Consider the following 23,438-nt stretch of genomic DNA (forward strand, 5'->3'; position numbering starts at 1 on the left):
GGCCGCCTCCGTCCAGGCCAGTGCCCAGGGGTGGCTGGCCTCAGCCTCCGAAGACCGCTGGGTCGGGGAACTGCAGCCGACTTTCGTCTAGTGCCGTCTCAAGGCTCGCGGCATCCTTTATCCATTCACGCATAAGGCTTTCGGCTCGTTGGTCACTAAACTCGAAGGTGGTGCCGCGTTCGGCGAGACGCAACACCTCGACCTCATCGGCGGCGATCTGGCTGCGGATGTTCAGGATGGCGGCGATTCGACGGATGTCACTTACGAAATCGAGTACCTCCACATGAGACTTCCCCGTCCGGAGGCGAAGTCCGCGGCCAAGCTGCTGGACGAAGATGCGACGACTATGAGTGACTCGCGCGAAACACAATATGTTCACATCTGGGATGTCGACACCCTCATTGAGGATGTCGACGGCGGTGATGATGGGGACCTGCCCTCTGCGGAAGCGCATCAGGCGCGACTGGCGTTCGCGTTGGTCAAGACGAGCGTGTACGGCGAGTGCTCCCGGCCATTGCGGAACCTCATTCAACAGGTCTGCCATGCGTTCGGCGTGTTCGATTGTGCGGCAGAATACGACCGCGCGCGGCTTCTCGGTGGCTTTCCATACCTCGATAAGTCGGTCGCGCACCGCTTCGTCGCGCTCGGGGAGAAACAGGCGAGCGTTTAGATCTTTGATGGAGTATTCGTTCTTGCTCGCGTCCCGTACGAAGTCCCAGTCGATCGTGTCCGCGAACAATCGATAACGTACGTCCGCGAGATAGCCCAAACGCATGCCGTCTTCGATGCCTAGGCTGTAGCTCGGCTCGCCGAAACGCTCCTGGATGTCGAATCGGTCCCCTCGCCACGGGGTCGCAGTGACCCCGAACTGCTCAGTTGAGGAGAGAACGTTCAGCAGGTCCGCCAACTGGCCGTTCTCGGAGACATGATGCGCTTCGTCGACCATGACGAGCCCCGGTCGAAAGCCGGCCCGGGCGCAGTAGAGCGCGCTAGCGACGGTGGCACAGGTGACCCCGCGCAGGTCGTCGGGACGGTGGTCGCCGGTAAGCAATTGGGTGCGCACGTTCTTGGATAGGTGGTGCCACAACGCACGCTCCAGCTGCTCTACGAGGTCCTTCGTGGGAGCGACGACCAGAACTTTGTCGTCGGGTCGGCTGCGCAGGTGCCGGGCGATCACCTCGCCCCCGATGACGGTCTTGCCGAGTCCGGTGGCCAGGATCAACAGGGCCCGTCCCGAGGCGTCTAGATCGCCGACGACTTCCTCGAATGCTGTCACCTGGTAATCCCGGAGCGTGCGTTCAGGGAGGTGTTCGAGCATATAGGAAGGGTCCGCGTACAATTCGGTCAGGTCAACGCCCGACCAAAGTTCCACGCGCATTCCGGCTGATGCAAGGCGATCGCGGCGTTTGTATGTCTCCGGACCGAATCGACTGTTCGTGACGACAACACAGTACGAGGCGCCGTAGTGGGCTTTGGCGTCCAAGACCTCCTCTATGGCGCCTGGAGGAACGGGTGCACCCCGTTTTTTCCACTTCGCTTGGAAGACCCAACGGCGACCTTCTCGCTCGGCTAGAAGGTCACCGCCTTGGTCGCCAGGTCCGTCGATGTTCACGACATTAGTGAATCCCAGGTGCAGCGCTAGGCGTTCCAGTTGGCGGGTGAACCCGATCGGGCCGACTTCGCGCAGGAACGCCGGTTCTACGAAAGAGATGCTCACCTACCTACTCCAACCGGGTAACGATCACGTCGAGCATGTCCAACGTGATCCGCGCCAAGGACAACTCCAGACGCGACTTTCGTCCCTGCTCGACCATGAATTCGTGCAGGACCTCGAACGGCCGGGTGACCTGGGCCACCTGGCGCTCCTTCGTGTCGGCATCCGACCAGCTGGCCCAGGTAGTTGAGAAGACACTGCCGTCGAGGAAGCGTCCAGGTGCCGCTCGGATTAGCGCGGCCACACCGGCGGCGTCGAGGTGGTCAACGAACTTGCCGGTCTTGATTGCCTCACGCCAATCCAAAGCGGAGTCCGCACGTCCTGCAGCACGCTCCGCTTGCAGCTGGCAGGAGTCAGGAAGAGCCGCCCACCAGTCGACGGGCTCGTCGGCCCGCGCCTGCAATCGCATACGACGGCGGACGTTGTCGAGGACGGTCTCGATTCTGTCGCGGAGTGCCGAGTCGGTGACGCGCTGGCCGGGAAATTGCTGAGTGATGTCCGCAGCGATCGTGGTGGCCTTCGGGCCGTCCGGTTGGGTGGCCTGAAGCGTCTGCGCCATTTCCATGAGGGCATAGTCCCGGGGGTCCCGTCCGAACTGGCGAAAGACGGCGTGGTCTCCGTAGACGTAGACCTCGAGGTTGTTCCCGGCAGCCAAGCGTGCCAGCGACGGTGCATCGCGGTCGCGGTCGTCTCGCAAGGGGTGAGCGGTCTCATATACCGTTACCTGCCGGCGTCCCAGGCGTCCGGGGAGCGAGACTTCGCCGACCAGGTCGAGCAGTTTGCGCGCGCCGCGTCGGTACCGTTCGAAGCGCTGCTCTTCCGTTTCCGTCTCGACTGGTTCTGGATCAGGTTGTGCCTCATCGTCCTTCTCAGCCCCCGTTGGGGTGGTCGGTGGCAATGGACCGAGGCCCAGACGCGCCCCGAGGGGGGTGGCCGGACCACTTGCCGAGGGACGTTGTTTGCTGGCTTTGCCAGTACCGCTGCCGTGTTCCTCGTCGTGCCCCACGACGTGCCGGAACCAGACCTCGTCCGAAATGTACTCGGCCATCCCGGTATGGAAGTTCTTCCCCCATGTCCGGGCACTGTCGTGGATGGCCTTCTGGCCGTTGCCTGGGATCAGGCACCGGGCTCCAGGACGGTTCTCCTGGTAACCCTTGAAAATCAGTCCTAGCGGCGACTGGTTTTCTCCGTATCCGAGATCCTTGGCTTTTCTTGCCCTCATTGGTCCGTCGCCGCGCAGCTGTGTAAGGGCGGTGCGCCACTCCCGGCTCTCGCGGTTGAAATCCAGCTTCTGATAGCCCACCGGCACGTGGTCCAGGTGGATTTCGCCGACGATGCGACCTTGCGTTGCGGGGATGTCGACCGGGTACTCCGGAACCAGCGCTCCGGTCTCGGGGTGTTCCCACGAGAACAGGCTGCGATCGTTTAGACGGATCTTGCGACCGTTGCGCAGGAAGTCAATGCCAAAGTCCGTTTCGTCCAGGTAGCGCTGCACGCCGATCCAACCGCGGATACGGCGTTCGCGGACCTGCAGGTCCTCGCTCTCGCATTCGGCACACCGGTCGAGGTTCAGGTCGGCACGGTGCCAGTGACCGCAATCCATGCAAGCCAGCGCGGGTGTGAGCTCGATGTCGACCGGTAGCACGGCCGGGATCTCGCGGCCCTCGCGGGTTACGGACCTGGTGTGATCCCATACACACGGGAGCCGTGGAGAGACGCTCTTGTCGTTCACCTTGAGTTGGAACCCACGTCCCGCAGCCGCGCCGTCGGGGAGGCCTGGCACGGAGCCTTCCGCCCGCAACAGGTAGGAATAGACACGCCCCAGTTCTCTGCGGATGGCGGCATGCCGCTGGGGCCGCTTGAGTTCCTCTGCGATGTCGTCACGTAGGCGACGTACCGTTACCTCGGTTCCGTGAACGGTTGCATCACGCTTCGGTTCGCGGCGCAAGGGGGCGGCATAGCTGTCGTTGCGGGCCAGTCGGCGCAGGTCGATCTCGACGACCAGCCAGGAATCGTCACCCGCTCGCGTGGTGCGTACCTCGGTGAGATTGCCGAGGCGCGCGGTGGCTATGTTGAAGCCCATCCCGAACAGGCCGAGGCTGCCATACCGCCGTTTGCCGCTGTAGCCCGCACGCAGCGCGCTCTGCAGCATCTCCAGGCTCATTCCCCGGCCGTTGTCGACCACGGTCACCTGGGGATCGGCGGAGGTCGCCTTCGGTAGCGTAATCGACACGCTACGGGTCCCCCTTGGATCCGGGTCTGGATCCGACAGGAAGTCATCGAACGAATTATCGATTAGCTCGGCCAGGCACTGCCACGGCTTGTATGGGATGTCTCCCAGTGCCTCCAACAGCTGTGGTGAAGGCGTCAGATCTATCTGCTCCACCGGCTCCCCAAGAACGCTCAACGCGGCCCCTCCCCATACCGGCACCGCCCATGTGCGGCGGCTCGTACCGATGCTGGTACTTGAATACACCACCCTGCCCACAGCCGACGATCCCGCCCCGTGTGAGACTAGGGCGATCTCCGCCGTCAGTGCTGCATCTCGACGTCACTCAAGGGTGTAGACCTTTCCGCAGGCCTCAGCAGGGCCCCGGCAGGGAGCCGCACGCTGCGATTCGGATTCCTCGGATTCCACGTCGGCCGATCGGCGGCTGGAGCCTCAGCCGTGTGCAGTATGGCGTGGCCGGGGCGCGCATCGGGGATCGGTCCCAAGGCTGGCCAGCTCGAACGAAGTACCGTGATCGGCCTGGATGATGCTCTCCTTGAGCCGCCGCTTACGCACTGCGCTCGTGACCTTCTCGGCAGCGCTCAATGCGTTCGACGAGTCCTCGGCCGTGGCGACTGGCCGGCCGGTTCATCATCGTCGGCGTGTGCTTCAAACGGTGATAACTCGCCCAGGTCGAGGAACCCTCATGCCTCATGTCTTTAACAGGATGTAGGTAGAGCTCGTATGGCGCGGGAGCGGACCTCAGTGTGGATGACGTCGAGCTGACCGGGAGTGTCGGCAGGACCGAGAGCCGCTGTACCGGCCGACCTCGCTTCTGGGCTCCGACAAGGGCGTTCTCTGTCATGTAGCGCACTCTGCAAACGCTCTCCAGTGCGTCACACGTGAGGTGTTGGGATAACTCTCAGCTTGGGAGGCTGAGGTGATCTGGGTCCTGCTGAGGAGGGACTGACCTGGGGCGGAAGGGGACAGGCGCCTGGTGGCGAGTTCTGGCCGCCTCAAGTGTCAGAGACGTTTGAGCAGCTCAGCTTTCTTCTCCGCGAACTCCTTGTCCGTGAGGATGCCGGCGTCGTGGAGCGACGCGAGCTTCGCGATCTGCTCGACAACATCCGGCTGAGCTGCGGCCTCGGCCGGTGCCCCATGCTTGCCTTGCCGAATTACCGAAGAAGCGAGGTCCAAGATCTTCTCGGTAACGCCAGGCTGCGCCGGGAGGAGCTCCGAAGGCTCGGCCTGCGCTGAGGTATCAGTTACGACCTGCTGGCCCTTGAGCAATACGGAGAAGATCATGAACAGCTTCTCCGGCAACTCAATGATGGACTGATTGCCATCGGCCCAGTTCACGCGGACGGTGTGCCCGGATTTCATGGAAGCCCCGATGCCGGCACCGACAGCCTTACCGATCATCCCAGGCAGAGCAGCCTTCGCGGCAGCCTGGCCCATGACGCCAGCGACACCTTCCCTGGTCGAGAGTGCCTCCCACTCGAGCACGGTCTCGGCGTTGAGCTTGTGCCGCTTGAATGGGTTGCGTGGGTGCTGGATCGTGAGCCCACCGTGGCCTGAGAGAACGCTGCCGCTCGCCAAGTGGCCGCCCACTACGCGTCCCTGGTTCGTCAGCGTCTGCAGAATCGCCATTCGCGAAACGTAGAGCAACACTTCGACCCGAATCAAGCCCAGAGGATCAGTCAGAGGCCGTCGACGGGGCGAGAGGCTCAGGCGGGTCGTCGTATGACATCTGAGTCTCCTTGAAGACGAGAGGGGCAAGCCGAAGATCCGCATCGTCGGCGCCGTGACTCTGGCCGTGGGCTCACGTCCGGACCAGGTGGGAGCCCCTACACCACTTCCTTGGACGCAACCGTTGGCAGCTACCGCCGTCTGTCGTCATCGCAGTCATCGCGTAACGGTCGCTGCTGTTTGTGCGGCGACCGGTACCCCGCTGCGGACTGTTGAGCATGCTTGCCCTGGTCTACAGCTCGTACAACGCGGCAACCACGGTGAGGGCCTTCGTGGTCTCCATCCTTGTCGTGCTGGCGGTCCGGTTGGTACTTCCGGCGTCGCAGGTAGGTCTGACACCCGCTTTAGGAGTTCGATCCACCTGGCCTCATGGACCTCAGATGCGTGCAGGGTGAAGCGCCACGGTTTGCCCAGGTCTCCTGCTGTCTGCCGTTGTTGATGTCAGAGGTGGATGTCAGGAAGGGGGCTCGCCTGGATCCTTGAGCAGCCTCACCGAAGCTTGAGCGAGAGCGACGTGTCAGACGCTGCCGCAAAGTAGATGCGCCCCGGGGTCCTCGCCTACTTCTGTGGGCGGGGGAGGCCCTGCGGATTCGCGTACGGCCTGAGACAAAGCGGACTTGCGTGAGCAGCGAAACGCTAACTTCCCGGCCTGCGGGCACGACCTCCCGTGCGCCCAGAACTACGCCCACACAGGCTTAGGCAGTCGCTACGGTGGGGTACGCCAGCTCAGATACGGAATCCGGTACAAGGGGGCGCGGTGCACATGCGTGCCGTAAGAGAGCCAGCGAGGCCCAGCGAAACCCATCAGGGGATCGAGTGGCTGACCAATTTCGGCCCCAGGGACACTGAGACGGCTGCGCAATTGCTCGACAGCCTGCATATCGTGTCGGAGACGACGTTCAGGCAGGGGCTTCTGGAACATCTGGGGTCAGTCCTAGTTGGTGAAGCCAGCATGGAGAAACCGGCGGCACTGTATGGCGTCCGCTCCTGCAAGCCAACGGACACGATGTTCATCAACAACGTGTCACCACAGGTTTCTGGTGGCGATGGTGGCGGTAGCGAGTTGATCGTCCAGAACATCATCCGCGGCGTGCAGCGGAGCCTGGACACCTCCGTCGTGACGCGCAACGCCATGACGATTGATCTTCTTCGCGCGCGTCGTGCACGGAGCCTAGTGTTCGTTTCCGACTACGCCGGCTCCGGCGAGGAGTCTCTGGCGTACGCGCGGGCCTGGCTGCGGAATGCGACGATCCGCAGCTGGCGCTCCCTGAAGTTGGTCCGGCTGCACCTGGTCCTCTTCGCCGCAACAACCTCCGGACTGCGGCGCATCCGTGCCAGTGGGCTGTACGACGGGGTGTCGGTGCTGCACCGCGGGATGGACCTTCCCTCGGCTCAGTGGCATCCGGACGAGCTCAGGAGGATCAGGAGGCTGTGCGAAGACTACGCACGGCGGCCCGAAGACGGTGCAGGCTGGTCGGGCAGCGAGGGGTTGCTCGTGTTCGAGCACACCGTTCCGAACAATCTGCCATCCATCCTGCGCCAATCCAGGGGCCGGACTCGGCGTCCCGACGGGAAGTGGGCACCGTTCTTCGAGCACCGCACTGCTCCGCCGGGGCTCATGCGTGACCTCGTCGGATACCGGCCAGAGCGCAAGGCGGAACTCGGGCTGCGTGGCATGGAGCGAGTCCAGCTGACAGGATCGGGCAAGCTGCACGTGCGCTATCGCGGCGGCATCAGGGACCTTGTTGAGGTCCTTGGCCACATCGCGAAGGGCCATAGGCACCCCGAACAACTGGCGACCGATGTTTCGGTCTCTGTTCCGATGGCCAGAGACCTCGTCCTCCAGGCCCAGAAACTGGGTTTGGTGGACTCTCAAACGCGGCTTACCGACACAGGATGGAAGGAGCTGCGGGCAGCCAAGGCGAAGCCCCGGGTCATCGTAAGCCGCTTGCGTGGCAGTCAGGAGCCTTACTACCCTGGCACCTTGCGGGAGAGTTGGTAACGGCCTAGCGCAATCGGCGAGGTCATCGTCGAGTCAACGATCTGCATTTGTAGGTCAGGCTGCGGTCGTGAGCCGCACGCTGTGGACAAGCTGTCGAACGCCTGGATGGTGCGAGGCGCACGTGCTCCGACGGGAGTCTGGCGCGCGACTCGCACCAGCCCGCCGGGGCGGGATACACCGAAGGTAGGCCACCAATCGACTCTCCCGCACACTACCGGAGCCTCGGCCGCAGGAATGGCATCACTTCTTCAGTAATCGACGAGGCTTTGGTGCAGATGCAACGAGTCCGAAGTCAAGGACTCACACCTGTACTGACGCTGGGGCACCTGGCCCACCAGACAGGCGCGCCTTACCTCTACCTACGAAAGATCGTCCAACGGCGACAGGACCCATACACCGAGTTCTCCCGCCCCAAGCGTGAGCCCGGCAAATTTCGCACAATCGCTTCCCCAGCGCCCGTCTTGATGGACGTACAACGCTGGCTCCTGGGCAACGTATTCAGCCAGATACCGACCCACGGGGCGAGCTACGCCTACCAGCAGGGACGCTCTGCTGTGCAGTGCGCGCAGCTTCACCTTGGTGCCTCGTGGTTGCTGAAGTTCGATCTGCATGACTTCTACCACTCCGTCAACGAGCGTGCAGTTCAGTCGATCCTGCGAGCGGTGGGCTACAACAGCCTCGTCTCCTTCGAAATTGCCCGCGTCTGTACCCGTCTTCCGGGCGGAATCACCTGGCCACACTTCAGGAGTGCGTACCAGGCCATCCCCACCTACAGAGCGCCGGCCCTGGGCCACCTGCCACAGGGAGGCCCCGCGAGTGGCGCCCTTGCCAATCTGGCCGCCCGCCCACTGGACGAGGCTCTCTCATCCGTCGCCGACCGGTACCGCATGACGTACACACGCTATGCGGACGATATGACCTTCTCTACTCCGAGGGGCCTCGACCGCTCCACGCTTACACGCTGCGTCTCCGAAATCTCGGCAACGGTGTCCGACGCCCGGTTCCGGCTACACAGGAAGAAGACCCGCGTTGTGCCGCCAGGTGCCCGCAAGATCGTCTTGGGTCTCCTCGTGGACGGCGAGAGACTCCGACTACTGCGGCACACGAGACGGGGACTCGAAGATCACGTCCGCGGTGTCGCCAAGTTCGGGCTTGGGGCCCACGTCGAGCACGCCGGCTACAGCTCCCTGCAAGGGTTCGTCAACCACATCGACGGGCTGCTTGCGTACGGACATGGTGTGGACCCTGCGTGGTCGAAGCCACTGGCTGCCCAGTGGGAGCACCTGATGAATGCTGCGGGTCTTACGGCCCAGGAACGCCGCCTCTGGTGAGCAAAAGTCGGCCTCACCTATCGTGCAGGCCATCTGCCCCCCTTCATGAGTGGGGGTGCTCTGAAGGCATGTCCGGCCCGATACGTGTGATCGCGCATTCGCCGTCGCTGGCGGGTGGCCGGCGTGTACACGTGTATGGCGAGATCCTCGGCCTGGCCCACAACGTGGTCGATGTCGCCAAGTTCCTTCGCCGTGCCGGACTGGAGATCGCCCCGGCGAGGTCGCGCAGGTGCCGTTGATCGACTGGCGCGGAGTTGGGCCGGAGCGCTGGAGTCCGGAGACGTGATGGCTTCGGCGCGATACACGGCGAGGCCATTACTTTCTGATCCGTAGCTCTAGAGAGAACGGTCGATCAGGGTCATACCGGCCGAAGCTGAGTCCGTGGCGCCCACTGCTGAGCAGAGACGGCTGCTGTAGTTGCTGTACCTCGCTGCTGTACGCAGAATCACCCGCATGGGATCTATGCAACCTCAGCTGAGCTGGCCGTTTAAAGGGGAAATCTTCCCCCATGACTTGCTTGCGATCATCCAAAGGACGGTCTCGGCTGGGGAGTTTCCGGCCCTCACCGTGATCCACGATGACGAGGATGACTGGCTCGTGAGCGACGGCGTCCACGATCCCAACGGCAGTGATGCCTCATCGGTCCTCCACCTCCAGCACGTGGGTCTGATGCAGGGTTGGGTGACAGGTTGGGTCACGCGGCCTGGAAGGCCGGTGTGGTCATAACGGTCTCGAATTCGATGGGTGTCAGCCGGCCGAGGGAGGCTTGTCTGCGGCGTCGGTGGTAGGTCCGCTCGATCCAGGTCACGATCGCGATCCGCAGTTCCTCGCGGGTGGCCCACGCCCGACGGTCGAGGACGTTCTTCTGCAGCAGACTGAAGAACGACTCCATGGCCGCGTTGTCGCCTGCCGCCCCGACCCTCCCTATCGAACCGGTGATCCGGTGCTGGCCGAGCGTCTGGACGAACTTCCGTGACCGGAACTGCGACCCACGATCGCTGTGCAGAACGCACCCGGCGACGTTCTCCCGGCGGGCAACGGCGTTGTTCAGGGCTGTGACGGCCAGGCGGGACTTCATCCGTGCGTCGATGGAGTAGCCGAAGATTCTCTTGCTGAAGACGTCCTTGACCGCGCAGAGGTACAACTTGCCCTCACCTGTGGCGTGTTCGGTGATATCGGTGAGCCACAGCCGGTTCGGTCCGTCCGTCGTGAAGTCACGGCGGACGAGGTCGTCGTGGACCGGCGGGCCGGCCTTCTTGGTCCTGCCGAGCTTCTTGCCGAAGACACTCCACCAGCGGTTGTCCCGGCAGATCCGCCAGGCGGTCCGGTCCGCCATGCCGGCTCCCATGCTGCGGGCCTCGTCGGCCAGGAAGCGGTAGCCGAACTCAGGATCCTCAAGGTGAGCGTCGAACAACGCGTTCGCGCGAGCGGCCTGCTCGAACTCGGCATCGGTCACCGGCCGATCCAGCCAGCGGTAGTAGGGCTGTCTGGCGAGCTTCAGGACCCGACACGTCACCGTGACGGGCACACCGTCCCCGGCCAGCTCCTTCACGAGCGGGTAGATCCTTTTCCCGGCAGATGCGCCTGCGACAGATAGGCAGCGGCCCGGCGCAGGACCTCGTTCTCCTGCTCCAGCAGCTTGATCCGCCGACGTGCTTCCCGCAGTTCCGCGCTCTCCTGGCTGGTCACCCCAGGCTTTGTCCCATCGGCGATGTCCGCCCGGCGCATCCACTTCCACAGCGTCATCGCGTGGACTCCGAAGTCGGCGGCCACCTGCTCCACCGTCACGCCCGGGCCGCGGTTCCTCGCGACCCGCACGACATCCTCGCGGAACTCTTCCGGATAAGGCTTGGGCACAGCGACATCCTTCCCACCCGCCCCACAGGGCAAGCCAGATCAGATGTCACCCAATCGTGCAGCAGACCCCTCGTGGTTCAGCCCGAGCTCGGCCGCGCTGAGGCCGTACGCCTCGCACAACAGCGGTCCGTAGAAGTCGTCAGGAACGCTGTGACCGTTCTCCCAGCTGGCGATACGCCGCTTGACGCTGGCATCCGCCGGAAGCTGATGGCCACGACGAGTTGCCGCCTGACGCAGCTCGCGTACCAGCCGCGGCTGGCTCCACCCGCGATCCGTACGAGCTTGCCGTAAGCGAACGCTGGTCGATTCCATTGAAGACGTGACCGTCCCCTCCCGCGGCGTGGACTGCTGCGACCACTGGGGCGCACGACGCTGATGCCGTACGACCGAATGTACGCGCGGTTCACGGTCTGACGCCCCAAGTAACGGCACATCGAGGGAGATTGAGCCACGACGGGGGATGACGCGTCCACGCGCAACGCGTCATCCCCCGTCACCTCTCGTCATCTGCCACAGCCGGGGTGGTGAACGTGAGTCTGGAGGCAGAGCGGCATTGCAGCCGCGACTGAGACTGACCGAGGTGAGATGACGTGCAGAGGATGACCACCAGGGGCGTCGAATGGCTCTCTGCGGCGGCCGATGATCCGGCAGCCTGCCGGGCGACCTGGGCGGACGACCCACTCGCACCGTACCCGCTCGCGGCAGGCCGCTTCTTCGACGTGGTGACGGTCGAACAGCGGGTCGGCATGGAGACCTTCGACCAACTTCTGCGCCGGGGGCTTCCGTTCGGGCCCGTGGTACTCGACCACAAGGCTCGGCGGGTGGGCTTCTTCCTCGGCTCACGGAGCAAGGAGACCTTTTCTCACCACCTCGCGCGGGAAGTGGGAGCTCCGCCGCGATACCGCTACCTGACTCAAGGCTCGGTGGTCGTCGTCCCCGGCCCCATGCCCATGACCGGTGACCGCTACCAGTGGCTTCGGGCTCCCACCCGGCGGCCCGTTGCCAATCCGCTCCGCCCGATCGCCCTGGCGACGATGCTGATCGCCTCGGCCGAACTGCTCGCCCGCGTGGACAGCTACAGCGAGCGCTATTCGTCCGCTGCCGCCTTTGCACTCCGCGCCTTCGAGGGGACGGCCACCGATGCGGGGTGACGCGGCACAGCGGCACGACGCTGCCACCTGGTCGCCCCTGAACAGTGACGATTGGTATGCCGCGCGGGATGCCACGACCGCTCTCCGCGACGCTCTGGTCCGCGCTGGACTGGAGAAGGACTTTCCCTACCTGCGCGCCGACTTGAACGCCTTCGGGCACGGCTTTGTGGAGTTGGGACGGGTGTCGCCGGCCACTGCGGAACGCCTGGCGGAACTGCTGCGTCTAGCCCTGGCCTCAGTGTCGCAACACCTTGAAGATCACGGCGATGATGCCGCGGAACACGATGCAGGAAAGGACTGACGTCATGACCGACCGACGGGGAGTCGTCGCCAAGCGCGCCGAGAACCTGATGCCCGGCGTGCCCTACGTCCGCGGCTGGGCACAGGCCCGTCGCAGTGCTGATGCTCTGGCCACTCAACTGACCGCCGTAGGTCTGGAGTCGGACTTCCCCGGCCTCACCGCCGACGTGAACGTGTCGGGCGACGGCCTGGTAAGCCTCGGCATCGTCCGGCCCGAAGCGGCTCTGATACTCGCCGAGGTGATCGCGTCGGGCCTAGCGGCGGAGATGCCGACCCAACCCGAGCCGCTGCCGCACGAGGCGGGGCGTACTCGCTCGCACACGTCGGCTGCCTGACCGCTTCGCTTCAGAGACCCCGGTCGCTCGCGGTTCGAGCAAGCTCCCGCGACTGGCCGGCATGGCCCCGCATGTCTCCGTTCCCCCGGCGGCTGATGTGCGGGGTTCTCTGCAGCGCGCGCTGCACTTCATCGCCTGCTTGTCTGCCGCTCGGCCGGGACCGGCGCCCCAGCGCCGCAGCCCGGACGAAGCGGCAGACAAGCACACGAGGTGAGGAATAGCAGCCGTCTGGAATCGCGAACGAAACCATCAGCTTGGGAAGCTGCGTCTACTTGGGACGGGCTTGGGCGCTGACCTGGGCAAAGGCCTGTGATGTGGTCCGGTCGGGCTTCGTTGCGCTTACCGTGGTTCCCCGCTGTTCCCCGACGTATCTGGTGCGCTTGTGGTGCGTTCGACAGCGCTGCGCGCTACTCGGCAGGCCCCTACAGATCCACACGTATCTCGCTGTCGCCCCGCCGGAGAAGGACGTGTGCCGGCCGGAACGGCAGACTGCGCAGAGTCGGCTCCAGGACCTCGAACAGAGCATCGGCGTCGGGTCCGTAGGAGTACACGACGGCTTCGCCGCCTCCGAACTCGTTCCCGTCGACCTCCCCGACACCAGCCTTCTCAGTTGCTACCCCCATCACCCGCTTAGCGCTGTAGATCCGCGCGCGCTGGTCGGCCTCGCCGAAGCCGTCACGGGCAAGCCGGAAGTACGCGATGACGGCGTGCTCTTCGTCCCCGCGGTCAGGGGCAATGGGTGTCTCCATGCCGGACAGACTGCCATCGGGGTCTGACACCCGCACTGCCGTGTCCGACTCAGATCCGCCGCGCCAGCACGCTTTCCAACTGTGGTGGTGCCACGCTGGCCTGTGTACAGGGGCGTTCACCTGCGTTCATGGGCGACCTGATCCCGAGCTGTACCCGGGTCCTGGGCTCGCCTGAACGGCCGTGAACGGTGCTGAATGAGACGGAAACTGAGACGGACGATGACCGCAAGTTGCCTGACCAGGTGTGCCGGTGCCGTATCTTCATGCTCGCCGCGTCCGCCACGGATCGACGTGATGACACCTTTCCCGTTGGGTGTAGCCGCCGGGAATGCCCGCGCTGACAGAACTCCAGAAGGGCTCGGCCTCGCGGAAGTGCCCGCCACCTGTGTGCCACTGGACTTCGGGGTAAGTACGGCGCAGCGACCGGAGTGCGGCTGAGGCGAGGCCGCAGCGCTTGTAGCCCTCATAGGAATAAGGCGATTCCACCCAGCCGGTCTCACACTGACCGCAGACCACGTACGAGACCTCGAAGGCCAGGTCGGATCTGAAGTACGCCGCCCGGATGCGCCAACCGGTCCGCTCGTAGTGCCCGGCGGGTCTGTCGACCCAGGGCCTTGGCGGGGTGGCGCTTCGGTCGAACCGGTAAGACTCGGGGTGTACCCATCGGCGAACCCGGTCGCGCCAGGCCGGTTTGTCCGGCCACTCCCGTACCCAATGCACGTGGTCGGCGAGCTGTGCCAGGGCGCGGATGGCCTTTGCCTCCCCTGCCATCGGCCCTCCTCTCGTATCTCGGGAGCGACGACTTGTAGCTGGAGGTGAGGGAATGGGCCCTGACCGCCACGGCCGGGCCCGTTCCCCTACTGCTGTCCTCGGATCAGCGGCGGCAGCTCTACGTCCAAGTCGGCTGCTAGGTGTTCAAGTTCGAGCAGTGCCTCGCGCAGGTCGGCAGAAAGCGCCAGCGTCAGCTCGGTCAGGGATTTGGCCTTCGCGGCTTCCGGCTCGATCAAGCCGATGTCGAGATTGACATCCTTCGTAGCTACGAGTTCGGCGCCGTCGAAGACCTGGAGGCGGCCTTCGGGTACGCGGCGTTCGATGGCGCCATCCGGGTCGTCGGTGCCGACGCCGAACGCACGCTTCTCGAAGTCCTCAAGGTGCCCGGGGAGCAGCGGGTTCTGCTTCAGCGTGAAGCGATTGCCGGTGCGCAGGTCATACACCCACAGCTGCTGCGTGTGCGGGGGTTCGTCTTCGCTGCGGCGGGGCGGGGCAGCGTCGAAGAAGAGGACGTTGGCGTTGACGCCGCCCGCGTAGAAGATGCCGGCGGGCAGGCGCAGCATGGTGTGGAGGTTGTAGCGCTTGAGTAGTTCGCGGCGGATGCTCGTGCCCCGGCCGCCTTCGAAGAGGACGTTGTCGGGGAGGATCACCGCGGCACGGCCGTTGTCGGTGAGCAGGTTCGCGATGTGTTGGACGAAGTTGAACTGCTTGTTGGTGGTGGTCTCCCAGAAGTCCTTGCGGTGGTACGACATGTCCTCGCGGCTGACCGAACCATCGACGTTGGTGATCACGATCGAGGACTTCTTGCCGAACGGCGGGTTGGCGAGGACCATCGAGGCCCGCTCGGCGGGAGTGGGAGGCTTGGCGAGGGCGTCCTTCACATGGATGAGGGGCTTACCCTCGGGCCTGCCGATTTTGTGGAGGAGCAGATTCATCGCCGCGAGGCGGGCGGTCGCCGGGACGAGCTCGGTACCCCAGATGGCGCCCTCGTCGAATCGGACGGACTCCTCCGTGGACATATCATCGCCGCACGTCTGCACGATGTAGTCGTGTGCGGCGAGCAGGAAGCCGCCGGTGCCGCAGGCTGGGTCGGTGATGGTGTCGTCCGGAGTGGGGCGCATGCACCGCACGATGGACTCGATGAGCACACGCGGCGTGAAGTACTGCCCAGCCCCCGCCTTGGTGTCCTCAGCGCTGCGGGCGATCAGCGCCTCATAGGCGTCGCCCTTGATGTCCTTGCTGGAGCTGAGCCACTTCTCCTTGTCGATCAGGTCGACGATGAGGCGGCGGAGGTTGGCCGGGTTCTGGAGCCGGTTGCGGGCGCGGTAGAAGATGAGGCCCAGGGTGGTCTTCTCGCCCTCACCCTGCTTGCCCAGGTCGGTGAGCAGCTGGGTGTACTCCTCTTCCAGGCCGCTGCCGGTGCGGTCAAGCAGATCAGTCCAGCCTCGATTACGCCACTTCTCGGTGTCCGGCAGGACTCGGCGGCGCTTGTCCTGGGGAAGGTCCTTATCGGCTTCTTCCATCTCGGCGGCCATCTTGAGGAACACCAGGAAGCTGAGCTGCTCCAGGTACTCGAGGCTTGAGACGCCGTCATCGCGCAGAACGTTGCAGTAGTTCCAGAGCCGCTCGACGAGACGGCGGGCTTCCAGCTTCACGCGTTGAACTCCAAAGGGAGGGTGGCCTGTTCGCCCTCGGGGAGGGGGGTGACGGTGACTGTGGTGGGGGCAGGAGGTGGCGGGGCGTCTGCCGGGGCAGGCACCTTGGGCTTAGCCTGGCTCTTCCGTTTGGCCTGGGCGGCAGCCCACCGTGCTGCTTTCCGCTCTGCGTCGGCGGCCTCGCGCTCGGCGCGGATGCGCTTGAGGAGATCCTCGGCGGGCTCGTCTTCGGGGTCCTGCGGGACGAGGCGGCCAGCGAAGGCTTCGGCTAGGAGAGCATGGCGGAGGGCGGCGGCGTGGGCGAGACCGTTGTTCACCCGGCGACGGCCGGCGACGATACGGGCGTACGCACGGTTTGCGGCCTCTACCAAGCTGTCCTGGTCAGGTAGCGCAGCAACGGGAATGACAAGCTCTTTGAGCTTTCGGGTGCTGAGTGTGTTCAGGCCGCTTGTCGAACTCGCTGCGCGGCGCAGACGCTGTGCCACGGTCGGTGAGTTCCATACCAAGTTCAGGTATGCAGGCCGCAGCTCCGGACCGGGCCGTACGCGGATGAGATGGTTCTGGTGGACGCAATCCTCGATGCTGCCGTCCCAGGTCGCGGCTCGCCCGATTTGCTCCGAGCTGCCATTGCCCTCGACAACCAGCAGATCGCCTTCAGCGAGACGATACCGATCGATCTCGTTCTTGAAGAGCTCGATCTTGTGCACGTCTTCAAGGTCGAGCTTGCCCCGACCGACGTTGGCGACGCGCAGAAAGGGATAGGCATTCTTGTCAGGCTCACGTCGAGACTGCTTCTGAATGCCACCGCGTACGTCAGCTACTTCCTGGACGAGGCGTTCTGCCGGAACTTGGGCTTGGACGTCTCCCAATGCTCCTGTGGCCACACCATCGAGCACCGCTTGCAAGAGCGCATCGAAGTGAGAGGACGCAGCTTGCAGGCGCGCTTCAACCTTGTCTAGCCGCGCGAGGTGTTCCTCCAGGGCGTCGGCGATGCGGTGCTGTTCAGCGGCAGGTGGCAGGGCGAGCCTGATGGCTTTGAGGTCCGGCTGGGAGATGTTCCTCATCGAATCCGACGTTCCGGATGCCTTCGCTGCAATTGCCCTGCGTACAGCCGGAGATCGGAGCGAGTAAATAAACCAATTCCGGTCGATTGCAGAGCCCAGCTTGAAGCGGAGGCTCTTGTCGCTCAGCAGCAATCGCGGCCTCACCTCACCGACGAGCACTGGAGCGCCGACATGCTCAACCGTGTTCGCGCGGCTCACCAAGACGTCGCCTGCCTGGATCTCGTAGTCAGGGTTGACGAGTCCTTCGTCGAGCAGGGCCTTGTTCTCGGCAGGGCGGAATTCACCCCACGTCATGGCGCTGACCTTCACGATGCCCCACTCGTCTGGAGCGGCTGGACGGAGCTCGCACTTGAATGACTTGCCTGTGTCGGACGCCACGAGAACTTCTGCGATGGTGGCCCATGCCCACCCCTCCGGCAGCCCCGCTCCCTCCGAGCTGGGTGGCGCCCCCAAGCCCCCTTCACCGCTATCCACGCTCATGCACTCAGTTCCCGATCCAGTTCGTTAATCAGCTCATTCGGTGTCCGGGGCCCTCCCTCGAACACCTCCCTGAACTTGCTCCAGCCGCCCTCAGCCCGACACACCGCATGTTGGTCCAATGACTCGAACGACACGGTCGCCGATGTGGCAACCACGCCCACGATGCGCCCCAGCCACGCCTGCTGTTCCTCCGTGAACGTCGCTCCTGCCGTTTCCTGCCGTGCGAGCCATTCCCGGAAGCGAAGGTCTACGGTATCCCGGTATGGCCGGAACTCATCTCCGTCGAGCCCGAGCTCGAAGCGCAGCACCGACAGCAGCTCGGGCAGCCCTGCAGCGCGGCGTCGCCCATTACGCGCGATGCCGAAGTCGACGTACGCCTTCCAGAGCTGCTGGTGGGTCCAGCGCTGCTGCGGCGGACTGACCAGGCCGAGGAGCTCGTCGATCCGCTCCCGGACCTCGCTCAGTGGCCGGCGGTCCTCAAACGCGATGCGCAGGTCGGCGAACCGTTCTCGCTGCTCCTCCATGTACCTGCGCCAGTCTGTAATCGTTCGCTCGGCGCGCATGACATCCGTCACGCCTTCGGCGATCACACCGCCGTCCCGGCTGAGGTGGTCGATCTTGATCCAGCGGCGTTCCCTGGCGGCCTCCAGCAGCGCCTCGCGCAGCGCCTCCCGTTCCATGAACGGTCGCAGCGCCTCGATCAGCATGGTGTCGCCCGCAGCTTCAGCCGATTCCGGGTCCGATTCCGCGTTCCCCAGGTCACCGGCTTGTGGAAGGCCCGGCGCTGAGTCTTCCACAGCGGCCCTGACTCGCTCCCCTGCCAGCCTGTCCGGGTCGGTCGCCAAGACGAGGCCCGTCACCAGTTCGGTGAGCTTTCGGCCGCCGGCGCTGCCCTCGACCCGGGCGAGTTGCTCGTCGTCCAAGCGCTGGCCGAGACGGCTGAGGCGTCCGGCCAGCGTGGCGGCGTCGTCGGCCGACAAAGGAAGTCCGTCCTCGCACGCCTTGAGAAGCCTCTCAAGGCTGGGGGTCTCCGCCATCCCATCTCGTACGAGCGGTCTCGCGTCGACCATGGCGTGCTCGGTTACTCCGACCGTGTCGACGATGACGAAGCGGTCCTTGCACAGCGCGTCCTCGGTGACCTGTTTCAGGACCTCAGGCTTGATGATCCGGGCGCCGCGGCCTTTCATCTGTTCGAAGTACGACCAGGTCCTGATGTCTCGCATGAAGACGAGACACTCCAGAGCGGGGATGTCGGTGCCGGTGGCGATCATGTCGACGGTGACGGCGATACGGATCTCGGGCTTGTTGCGGAAGTCACGGATGGCCTTGTCTGGGCGAGATGCCGTACTGGTGATCTTCTTGCAGAAGCCATCTCCTGCGCCGTCCCACGCGCGAAGCACCTCGTCCACGATCGCGTCTGCGTGTTTGTCGCTGGCCGCGAAGATCAGCGTCTTGGGCACGACCTTCCGCTCGTGGACCACCTCGCCGGTATCGAGGTCCCACTGCGGCGGGAAGATCTCGGTGAAGAGGTTGTCCTTGAAGGTCTTGATGATCGTGCGAATCTGGCTGGTGGTCTCCACGCTCCTGTTGAGTTCGGACGGTGCGTACGCCTCGTCCTCGTCCTGTTGGCGCCAGTGCCGTGTCCGCGTCACACGGTCCACGTGGGCGAGGACCGTGTTCAGATGCTCGATCGTGCCATCGGGGGCGACTGTTGGAGTCGTGGCCCGGATCAGCGAGCCTTCACGGCTGATTTGTGTCGAGATCTTGTAGACGTCGTAGTCGACGTTGACCTCGTCGGCGACGGCTTCCTCGTAGGAGTATGTGCTGACGAGGTTCTCGTTGAAGAAGGCGAACGTCGGCCCGATCGGGGTCGCGGTCAGGCCCACGACGTGCGCGTCGAAGTACTCAAGCACGGGCCGCCAGGTCCCGTAGATCGAGCGGTGGCACTCGTCGATGACGATGAAGTCGAAGTAGTCGGGCGGGAGTTCGGCTGAGTAGAGGACTTCGGGACGCCCGGCTGTGAGGCCCGCTGTGCCGTCCGCCTCGAACCCCTCCTCGCCCTCACTGCCCGGCTCCGGCAGCGGCTGACCGGACAGCTTGCACCACAGCCTCTGGATCGTGGTGATCACGATCTTGTCGGAGTCGGCGAGGCCCGACTTCCCACCCGAGAGGTGCTTGAGGGGGAACTCCTCGTGCAGGGCCTTCTTTGAACCTGCCGGGACGAAGTCGCGGTACTCATCGCGCGCCTGGTCACCCAGGTTGTTGCGGTCCACAAGGAAGAGGATCCGGTGGGCATCCGCATGCTCAAGGAGCCGATGACTCGCCTGCACGACGGTGTAAGTCTTGCCAGAACCGGTCGCCATCTGGATCAAGGCCCGTGGCTGATCGGCCGCGAGGGATTTCTCCAAGCCCTCGATCGAGCGGCGCTGGGCGTCATACAACTGGCGCCGCGGGTCGAGGAGGAACGTAGGCAAGCGGCGCAGCCGGGCCCGCAGGGTCGGTACATCGGGATCGCGCACGGCCTCACGTTTCCACCGGGCGATGGTGGCCGGCCGGGCCGGGGCGAAAACGTAGCGATTGCGCGCTCCGCCTTCCGGGGCGTCGGGAGCGGACGTGCCATCAAGGCGTTCGGCGTCGAGGGAGTTGCGGAAGCGCCAGACGTGGCCGTTGGTTCCGTAGCGGAAGGGCAAGGAGCGTCCCTGCCAGGCACGCTTGGGGTGCTGTTCGGCGAATGGGGTGGCGAGCCTGTCGGCTTCGGCGATCAGGTCGTGAGGATCAGCCGTGTCCGCTCCGGCCACGACGAGGCCGCTTAGGTCCTGGTCGACGTAGAGGAGATAGACGCGGAGGCCGGGGTCGTGCGGGTGAACGGTCCGGACGGCCGTCGCGTCTGGCCTTAGGTCACGCTCATATGGAGCGCATACGCGCCATCCGGCCTCAGACAGAGTGCTCTCGGCTCTGTCGTCCGTCTGCGTGCCAGCAACGCTCACGACCCCTCCCCGTGGTTGATTGCTCCGTGCCTCGGACGCGTCCTATTCGGCTCGTCAGTCTCACCCATTACATCAACCGGCGTACGCCCGTACGGTACGTGCGCGGCATTACGAATGCCCACCGTCCGAATCCGGCCACGAACCGCGACGAGTCGCTGTCAGTGCACATCCGTACAGTGGGCGGTAGATTGCGGCGGGCCACGTGGCCCGGCCAATACAGGGAAGGGCAGTCCGGTGTATGTGACGAGGCTCCGGCTCGACGGCGTGCGTGGGTTCAGCGGCGCTCGTGCCTGCGACCTCGACTTCACGCGCCCGGACGGAGGTTTCGCAGGCTGGACGGTGCTCGCCGGGCGAAACGGCTCAGGGAAGACGACCCTGCTGCGAACGATCGCCCTGGCCCTCACAGGGCCGGAGCGTGCGAGCCAGCTGGACAACGAGATCGAGGACCACCTCTCTTACGGGCAGAACACAGGACTGGTGGAACTCACGGTCGGAACGGATCCAGACGCTGATCTAGGGGCTCCGCGCTCATCAGGCTCGCTGAAGGTCGCGATTGTGTGGAAGCCGGACCGGGAGCCACTGGCCCCAGACGACGAGCCGCCGACACGAGCGAGCTTCGTCGCGCGTTCGGGCGCCAAGGCCGTTCGTCTCCTGTGGTCGCCCTCGCCGCCGACAGGCTGGTTTCACGCGGCGTACGGTCCCTTCCGACGGTTGAGTGGCACAGGTCTGTACGAACGCAACGCCCAGAACCCCGACCGTTCCGTGGCTCTGCGCACTCTGTTCGAGGAACAGTCGGCGCTCACAGAGTCCGTCGACTGGCTTGTGTCTGTGCGACTGCGCCAACTAGAAGACGAACCCGGGGCCGACCAGCTACTCAAACTGGTCCTCGCACTCCTCAACGATGGCCTGCTGCCAGGCAAATTCAGTGTCGAGGAGGTGACCTCGCGTGGGTTGTGGCTGCGGCGCGCCGACGGCGAGGGGCCACTCATCGCGCTCCGACGCATGAGCGATGGCCTGCGCACGGTCACGGCTCTGGTCCTGGACGTCGTACGGCAGATGCACACCGCCTACGGTTTGTTGGCTCTGCATCGCGATGACAACGGTCGGCCGTACTTGCCGTACCAGGGTGTCGTTCTCATCGACGAGGTGGACGCCCACCTCCACGTCTCCTGGCAGCAACGAATCGGCGAGTGGTTCAAGACCCACTTCCCCGCGATCCAGTTCATCGTCACAACCCACAGCCCCTACATCTGCCAGGCGGCAGATCCGGGGGGTCTCATTCGGCTGCCGAGTCCGGACGAGGAGACTCCGCCGGAGGTAGTGGACGAGAAGGAATACAGCACGATCGTCTACGGCACTGGAGATGATGCGGTGCTGTCCGATTTCTTCGGCCTGGAAACCCCCTTCTCCCGTCGCGCTGAGGAGCTCAGGGAAGAGCTTGCTGACCTGGAGTACGAGGTCGCGGCGGGAGACGCCGATTCGGAGACAGTCCGCCGGTTCCGCGCCCTGCGCCGGACCCTGGCCAGCTCACAGGCGACCTACGTCGAGGATTCCAGCCTGCGAGCCAGGAGGCGGGAGAGCGGCGGCTCGTGATCAGGATCGTTCGGCCGAGGCTCCCCACCGAACTGGAAGCCTCCCTGCTCGCCTTGTCCCAGGAGATGGCCGGCACCCCAGTCCCCGAACGGGACGAGCACACCGAGCGGATGTGGAAACGCAACACCGTGCGCCGCGACGTGTACCGGCCGGTGCGGGAAGCCCTGGAGGAAATGGCGCCCGGCATCGACTGCTGTATGTACTGCGGCAATCACATGGCCGACACCGTGGACCACTTCGTACCCAAGTCCCGCTGCGCCCTACGGACGTTCTACTGGCCGAACCTGCTGCTGGCCTGCTCCACCTGCAACACGCGCTTCAAGGGCAACAAACACCGCAGCGACGGCCTGCTCGGATCGCTGCTTATCGACCCGACCCGCGAGGATCCCTTCGATCACCTGGACCTCGGGCTCGCCAGCGGTGTCTACCGCCCGGTCGAGGGCTCACCGAAGGGCGAGTGGACCATCGAGGTCTGCGGCCTGAACCAGGGAAAGCGACCACGGGTCCGGGCCGAAGGCTGGCTCAACCTGGCCGACGACCTGCAAGGCTGGGCACAGGCCCGAGCGGCGGGCGATGTCAGAAACATGCGCCGCAAGATCTATCGCATGCGCACGCAACCGTTCGCCGACGTCTGCTACGCGGCGTTGCACAAGGCCGTGTCCGAGGAAGCGCCCCTGGTCTTCGTGGACGAGGACCCTGCCGTCTTGGACCTGCTCCGGGATGACGAGCTCCGGGCCGCCTTCCAAATGTGAGCGGTTCGGCCTGAGCGCTGCTGTGGCTCCCGATCGTGCCAACTGCAACCAAAACTGCAACCACGCACGACGAAGGGCCCCGCCGCGAACGGTGGGGCCCGGCGACATCGTGCCCGAGGCACTGGCGGAGGATAGGGGATTCGAACCCCTGAGGAGTTGCCCCCAACACGCTTTCCAACTGTGTTGGTAGCACCAGGGGCGTTGGACGGGGCCGTTCACCTGCGTTCATGGACGGCCGGTCGTGAGAGTGGCTACCGGCTTCTGTCCGGTCTGAACGGCCGTGAATGGCGCTGAATGAGACGGAAACTGAGACGGACGGCGGGGCAGAGTTCGCTAGCATCGCCGCTCTTGGAGGGGGTGTAATGGCGCTGGTCCGCAAGGGATCACGACGGATCGTCGTCGACGGCACGGTCTACCGCTGGCGCCTGCGAGGCAGGCCGACGTATCCCCAAGGCTTGGCCTGGTCGCCGTGCACATTCGCGGTCGAGCGTGCGGACACTCCGGGCGCGACCCTTGTGGTCACCACAGACCAGCCGCATCCGAGCAACTGGATCGGTCGTGAGGCAGAGCCTGTACTGCCGTCTGATGCGGCTGCGGCTGTTCGGCTTGCCCTGCATGAGGGTTGGACGCCGACGACTCCGGGCTCCGCCTTCCACCTCGGCCAGTCCGCCGGCTCCACACTTTGGAACTGACCGGATCCGCGAAATCGTTGGTGCTCGTAACCTCAGCCGACGACAGT

17 protein-coding genes and 1 pseudogene are annotated in these 23,438 nt (G+C 64.8%); 8 read left to right on the forward strand and 10 right to left on the reverse strand.

Features of this window, described 5'->3' with window-relative positions:
• Positions 1–40: 40 nt before the first annotated feature.
• From ACFYW9_RS01800 to ACFYW9_RS01810, 3 genes are all read right to left on the reverse strand, one after another.
• Entirely contained in the window at positions 41–1,717 is a 1,677-nt protein-coding gene (locus ACFYW9_RS01800) for a DEAD/DEAH box helicase family protein (protein ID WP_389143272.1), read from the reverse strand.
• Between the two features lie 4 nt (positions 1,718–1,721).
• Positions 1,722–4,100 carry an ATP-binding protein gene (locus ACFYW9_RS01805; RefSeq protein WP_389143275.1) on the reverse strand — a complete coding sequence of 793 codons (2,379 nt, stop codon included), beginning with the start codon at positions 4,098–4,100 and terminating at the stop codon, positions 1,722–1,724.
• A gap of 846 nt (positions 4,101–4,946) precedes the next feature.
• A complete protein-coding gene (locus ACFYW9_RS01810) occupies positions 4,947–5,573 on the reverse strand; it encodes an SHOCT domain-containing protein (protein ID WP_389143278.1) in 627 nt (208 codons plus the stop codon).
• Between the two features lie 862 nt (positions 5,574–6,435).
• Here ACFYW9_RS01810 and ACFYW9_RS01815 point away from each other — a divergent pair.
• Both ACFYW9_RS01815 and ACFYW9_RS01820 read left to right on the forward strand, forming a co-directional pair.
• Complete coding sequence (locus tag ACFYW9_RS01815; RefSeq protein ID WP_389143281.1) at positions 6,436–7,674, forward strand: hypothetical protein; 1,239 nt, start codon at positions 6,436–6,438, stop codon at positions 7,672–7,674.
• Between the two features lie 275 nt (positions 7,675–7,949).
• Positions 7,950–9,005 (forward strand): reverse transcriptase family protein, encoded by a 1,056-nt coding sequence (locus ACFYW9_RS01820; protein ID WP_389143592.1) that lies wholly within the window; start codon positions 7,950–7,952, stop codon positions 9,003–9,005.
• A gap of 694 nt (positions 9,006–9,699) precedes the next feature.
• Here ACFYW9_RS01820 and ACFYW9_RS01825 read toward each other — a convergent pair.
• Together ACFYW9_RS01825 and ACFYW9_RS01830 are read right to left on the reverse strand one after the other, a co-directional pair.
• Positions 9,700–10,862 (reverse strand): IS3 family transposase gene (locus ACFYW9_RS01825; RefSeq protein WP_389143284.1). Its coding sequence is split into 2 segments (ribosomal slippage): positions 9,700–10,575 and positions 10,578–10,862, totalling 1,161 coding nucleotides; the frame shifts between segments, so codons are not numbered across the junction.
• A 72-nt stretch (positions 10,863–10,934) separates the two neighbouring features.
• Positions 10,935–11,174 (reverse strand): annotated as a pseudogene (locus ACFYW9_RS01830) (hypothetical protein); the annotation flags it as partial.
• A gap of 287 nt (positions 11,175–11,461) precedes the next feature.
• Here ACFYW9_RS01830 and ACFYW9_RS01835 point away from each other — a divergent pair.
• The 3 genes from ACFYW9_RS01835 to ACFYW9_RS01845 are packed head-to-tail and all read left to right on the forward strand — an operon-like array spanning position 11,462 to position 12,648.
• Positions 11,462–12,013 carry a bifunctional DNA primase/polymerase gene (locus ACFYW9_RS01835; protein WP_389143595.1) on the forward strand — a complete coding sequence of 184 codons (552 nt, stop codon included), beginning with the start codon at positions 11,462–11,464 and terminating at the stop codon, positions 12,011–12,013.
• Entirely contained in the window at positions 12,003–12,314 is a 312-nt protein-coding gene (locus tag ACFYW9_RS01840; protein WP_389143288.1) for a hypothetical protein, read from the forward strand. The genes ACFYW9_RS01835 and ACFYW9_RS01840 overlap by 11 nt, the downstream gene beginning before the upstream one ends.
• 4 nt (positions 12,315–12,318) lie before the next feature.
• On the forward strand, positions 12,319–12,648 hold the full coding sequence (locus ACFYW9_RS01845; RefSeq protein WP_389143291.1) for a hypothetical protein: 330 nt from the start codon (positions 12,319–12,321) through the stop codon (positions 12,646–12,648).
• Between the two features lie 422 nt (positions 12,649–13,070).
• Here the strand turns inward: ACFYW9_RS01845 and ACFYW9_RS01850 are convergent, their stop codons facing one another.
• The 5 genes from ACFYW9_RS01850 to ACFYW9_RS01870 all read right to left on the reverse strand — a co-directional run bounded on the left by ACFYW9_RS01850 (position 13,071) and on the right by ACFYW9_RS01870 (position 20,165).
• On the reverse strand, positions 13,071–13,397 hold the full coding sequence (locus tag ACFYW9_RS01850; RefSeq protein ID WP_389143294.1) for a hypothetical protein: 327 nt from the start codon (positions 13,395–13,397) through the stop codon (positions 13,071–13,073).
• A 261-nt stretch (positions 13,398–13,658) separates the two neighbouring features.
• Complete coding sequence (locus ACFYW9_RS01855; protein WP_389143297.1) at positions 13,659–14,168, reverse strand: hypothetical protein; 510 nt, start codon at positions 14,166–14,168, stop codon at positions 13,659–13,661.
• 86 nt (positions 14,169–14,254) lie between these two features.
• Positions 14,255–15,823 carry an N-6 DNA methylase gene (locus ACFYW9_RS01860; RefSeq protein WP_389143300.1) on the reverse strand — a complete coding sequence of 523 codons (1,569 nt, stop codon included), beginning with the start codon at positions 15,821–15,823 and terminating at the stop codon, positions 14,255–14,257.
• Positions 15,820–17,265, reverse strand: coding sequence for a hypothetical protein (locus ACFYW9_RS01865; protein WP_389143303.1), 1,446 nt, complete (start codon positions 17,263–17,265; stop codon positions 15,820–15,822). The genes ACFYW9_RS01860 and ACFYW9_RS01865 overlap by 4 nt, the downstream gene beginning before the upstream one ends.
• A gap of 98 nt (positions 17,266–17,363) precedes the next feature.
• Positions 17,364–20,165, reverse strand: a complete 2,802-nt coding sequence (locus tag ACFYW9_RS01870; RefSeq protein ID WP_389143306.1) for a DEAD/DEAH box helicase family protein — start codon at positions 20,163–20,165, stop codon at positions 17,364–17,366.
• 423 nt (positions 20,166–20,588) lie between these two features.
• On the opposite strand from ACFYW9_RS01870, the gene ACFYW9_RS01875 reads away from it, so the two are divergent.
• The 3 genes from ACFYW9_RS01875 (at position 20,589) to ACFYW9_RS01885 (ending at position 23,391) form a co-directional block, all read left to right on the forward strand.
• Complete coding sequence (locus ACFYW9_RS01875; protein ID WP_389143309.1) at positions 20,589–21,947, forward strand: AAA family ATPase; 1,359 nt, start codon at positions 20,589–20,591, stop codon at positions 21,945–21,947.
• Positions 21,944–22,699: an HNH endonuclease gene (locus tag ACFYW9_RS01880; protein WP_389143312.1), complete on the forward strand. Its 756-nt coding sequence runs from the start codon at positions 21,944–21,946 to the stop codon at positions 22,697–22,699. Before ACFYW9_RS01875 ends, ACFYW9_RS01880 begins: the two co-directional genes overlap by 4 nt.
• A 362-nt stretch (positions 22,700–23,061) precedes the next feature.
• On the forward strand, positions 23,062–23,391 hold the full coding sequence (locus tag ACFYW9_RS01885) for a hypothetical protein (protein WP_389143315.1): 330 nt from the start codon (positions 23,062–23,064) through the stop codon (positions 23,389–23,391).
• Positions 23,392–23,438 lie beyond the last annotated feature (47 nt).

Origin of the sequence: Streptomyces sp. NPDC002698 (genome assembly GCF_042888945.1) — a bacterium.
Classification (GTDB): domain Bacteria; phylum Actinomycetota; class Actinomycetes; order Streptomycetales; family Streptomycetaceae; genus Streptomyces.

Bases quoted from the DNA above. Each gene is read 5' to 3' on its own strand.
- ACFYW9_RS01810 (WP_389143278.1), bottom strand. From the start codon at position 5,573: ATGGCGATTCTGCAGACGCTGACGAACCAGGGACGCGTAGTGGGCGGC.
- ACFYW9_RS01815 (WP_389143281.1), top strand. From the start codon at position 6,436: ATGCGTGCCGTAAGAGAGCCAGCGAGGCCCAGCGAAACCCATCAGGGG.
- ACFYW9_RS01820 (WP_389143592.1), top strand. From the start codon at position 7,950: ATGCAACGAGTCCGAAGTCAAGGACTCACACCTGTACTGACGCTGGGG.
- ACFYW9_RS01835 (WP_389143595.1), top strand. From the start codon at position 11,462: ATGACCACCAGGGGCGTCGAATGGCTCTCTGCGGCGGCCGATGATCCG.
- ACFYW9_RS01840 (WP_389143288.1), top strand. From the start codon at position 12,003: ATGCGGGGTGACGCGGCACAGCGGCACGACGCTGCCACCTGGTCGCCC.
- ACFYW9_RS01845 (WP_389143291.1), top strand. From the start codon at position 12,319: ATGACCGACCGACGGGGAGTCGTCGCCAAGCGCGCCGAGAACCTGATG.
- ACFYW9_RS01850 (WP_389143294.1), bottom strand. From the start codon at position 13,397: ATGGAGACACCCATTGCCCCTGACCGCGGGGACGAAGAGCACGCCGTC.
- ACFYW9_RS01855 (WP_389143297.1), bottom strand. From the start codon at position 14,168: ATGGCAGGGGAGGCAAAGGCCATCCGCGCCCTGGCACAGCTCGCCGAC.
- ACFYW9_RS01885 (WP_389143315.1), top strand. From the start codon at position 23,062: ATGGCGCTGGTCCGCAAGGGATCACGACGGATCGTCGTCGACGGCACG.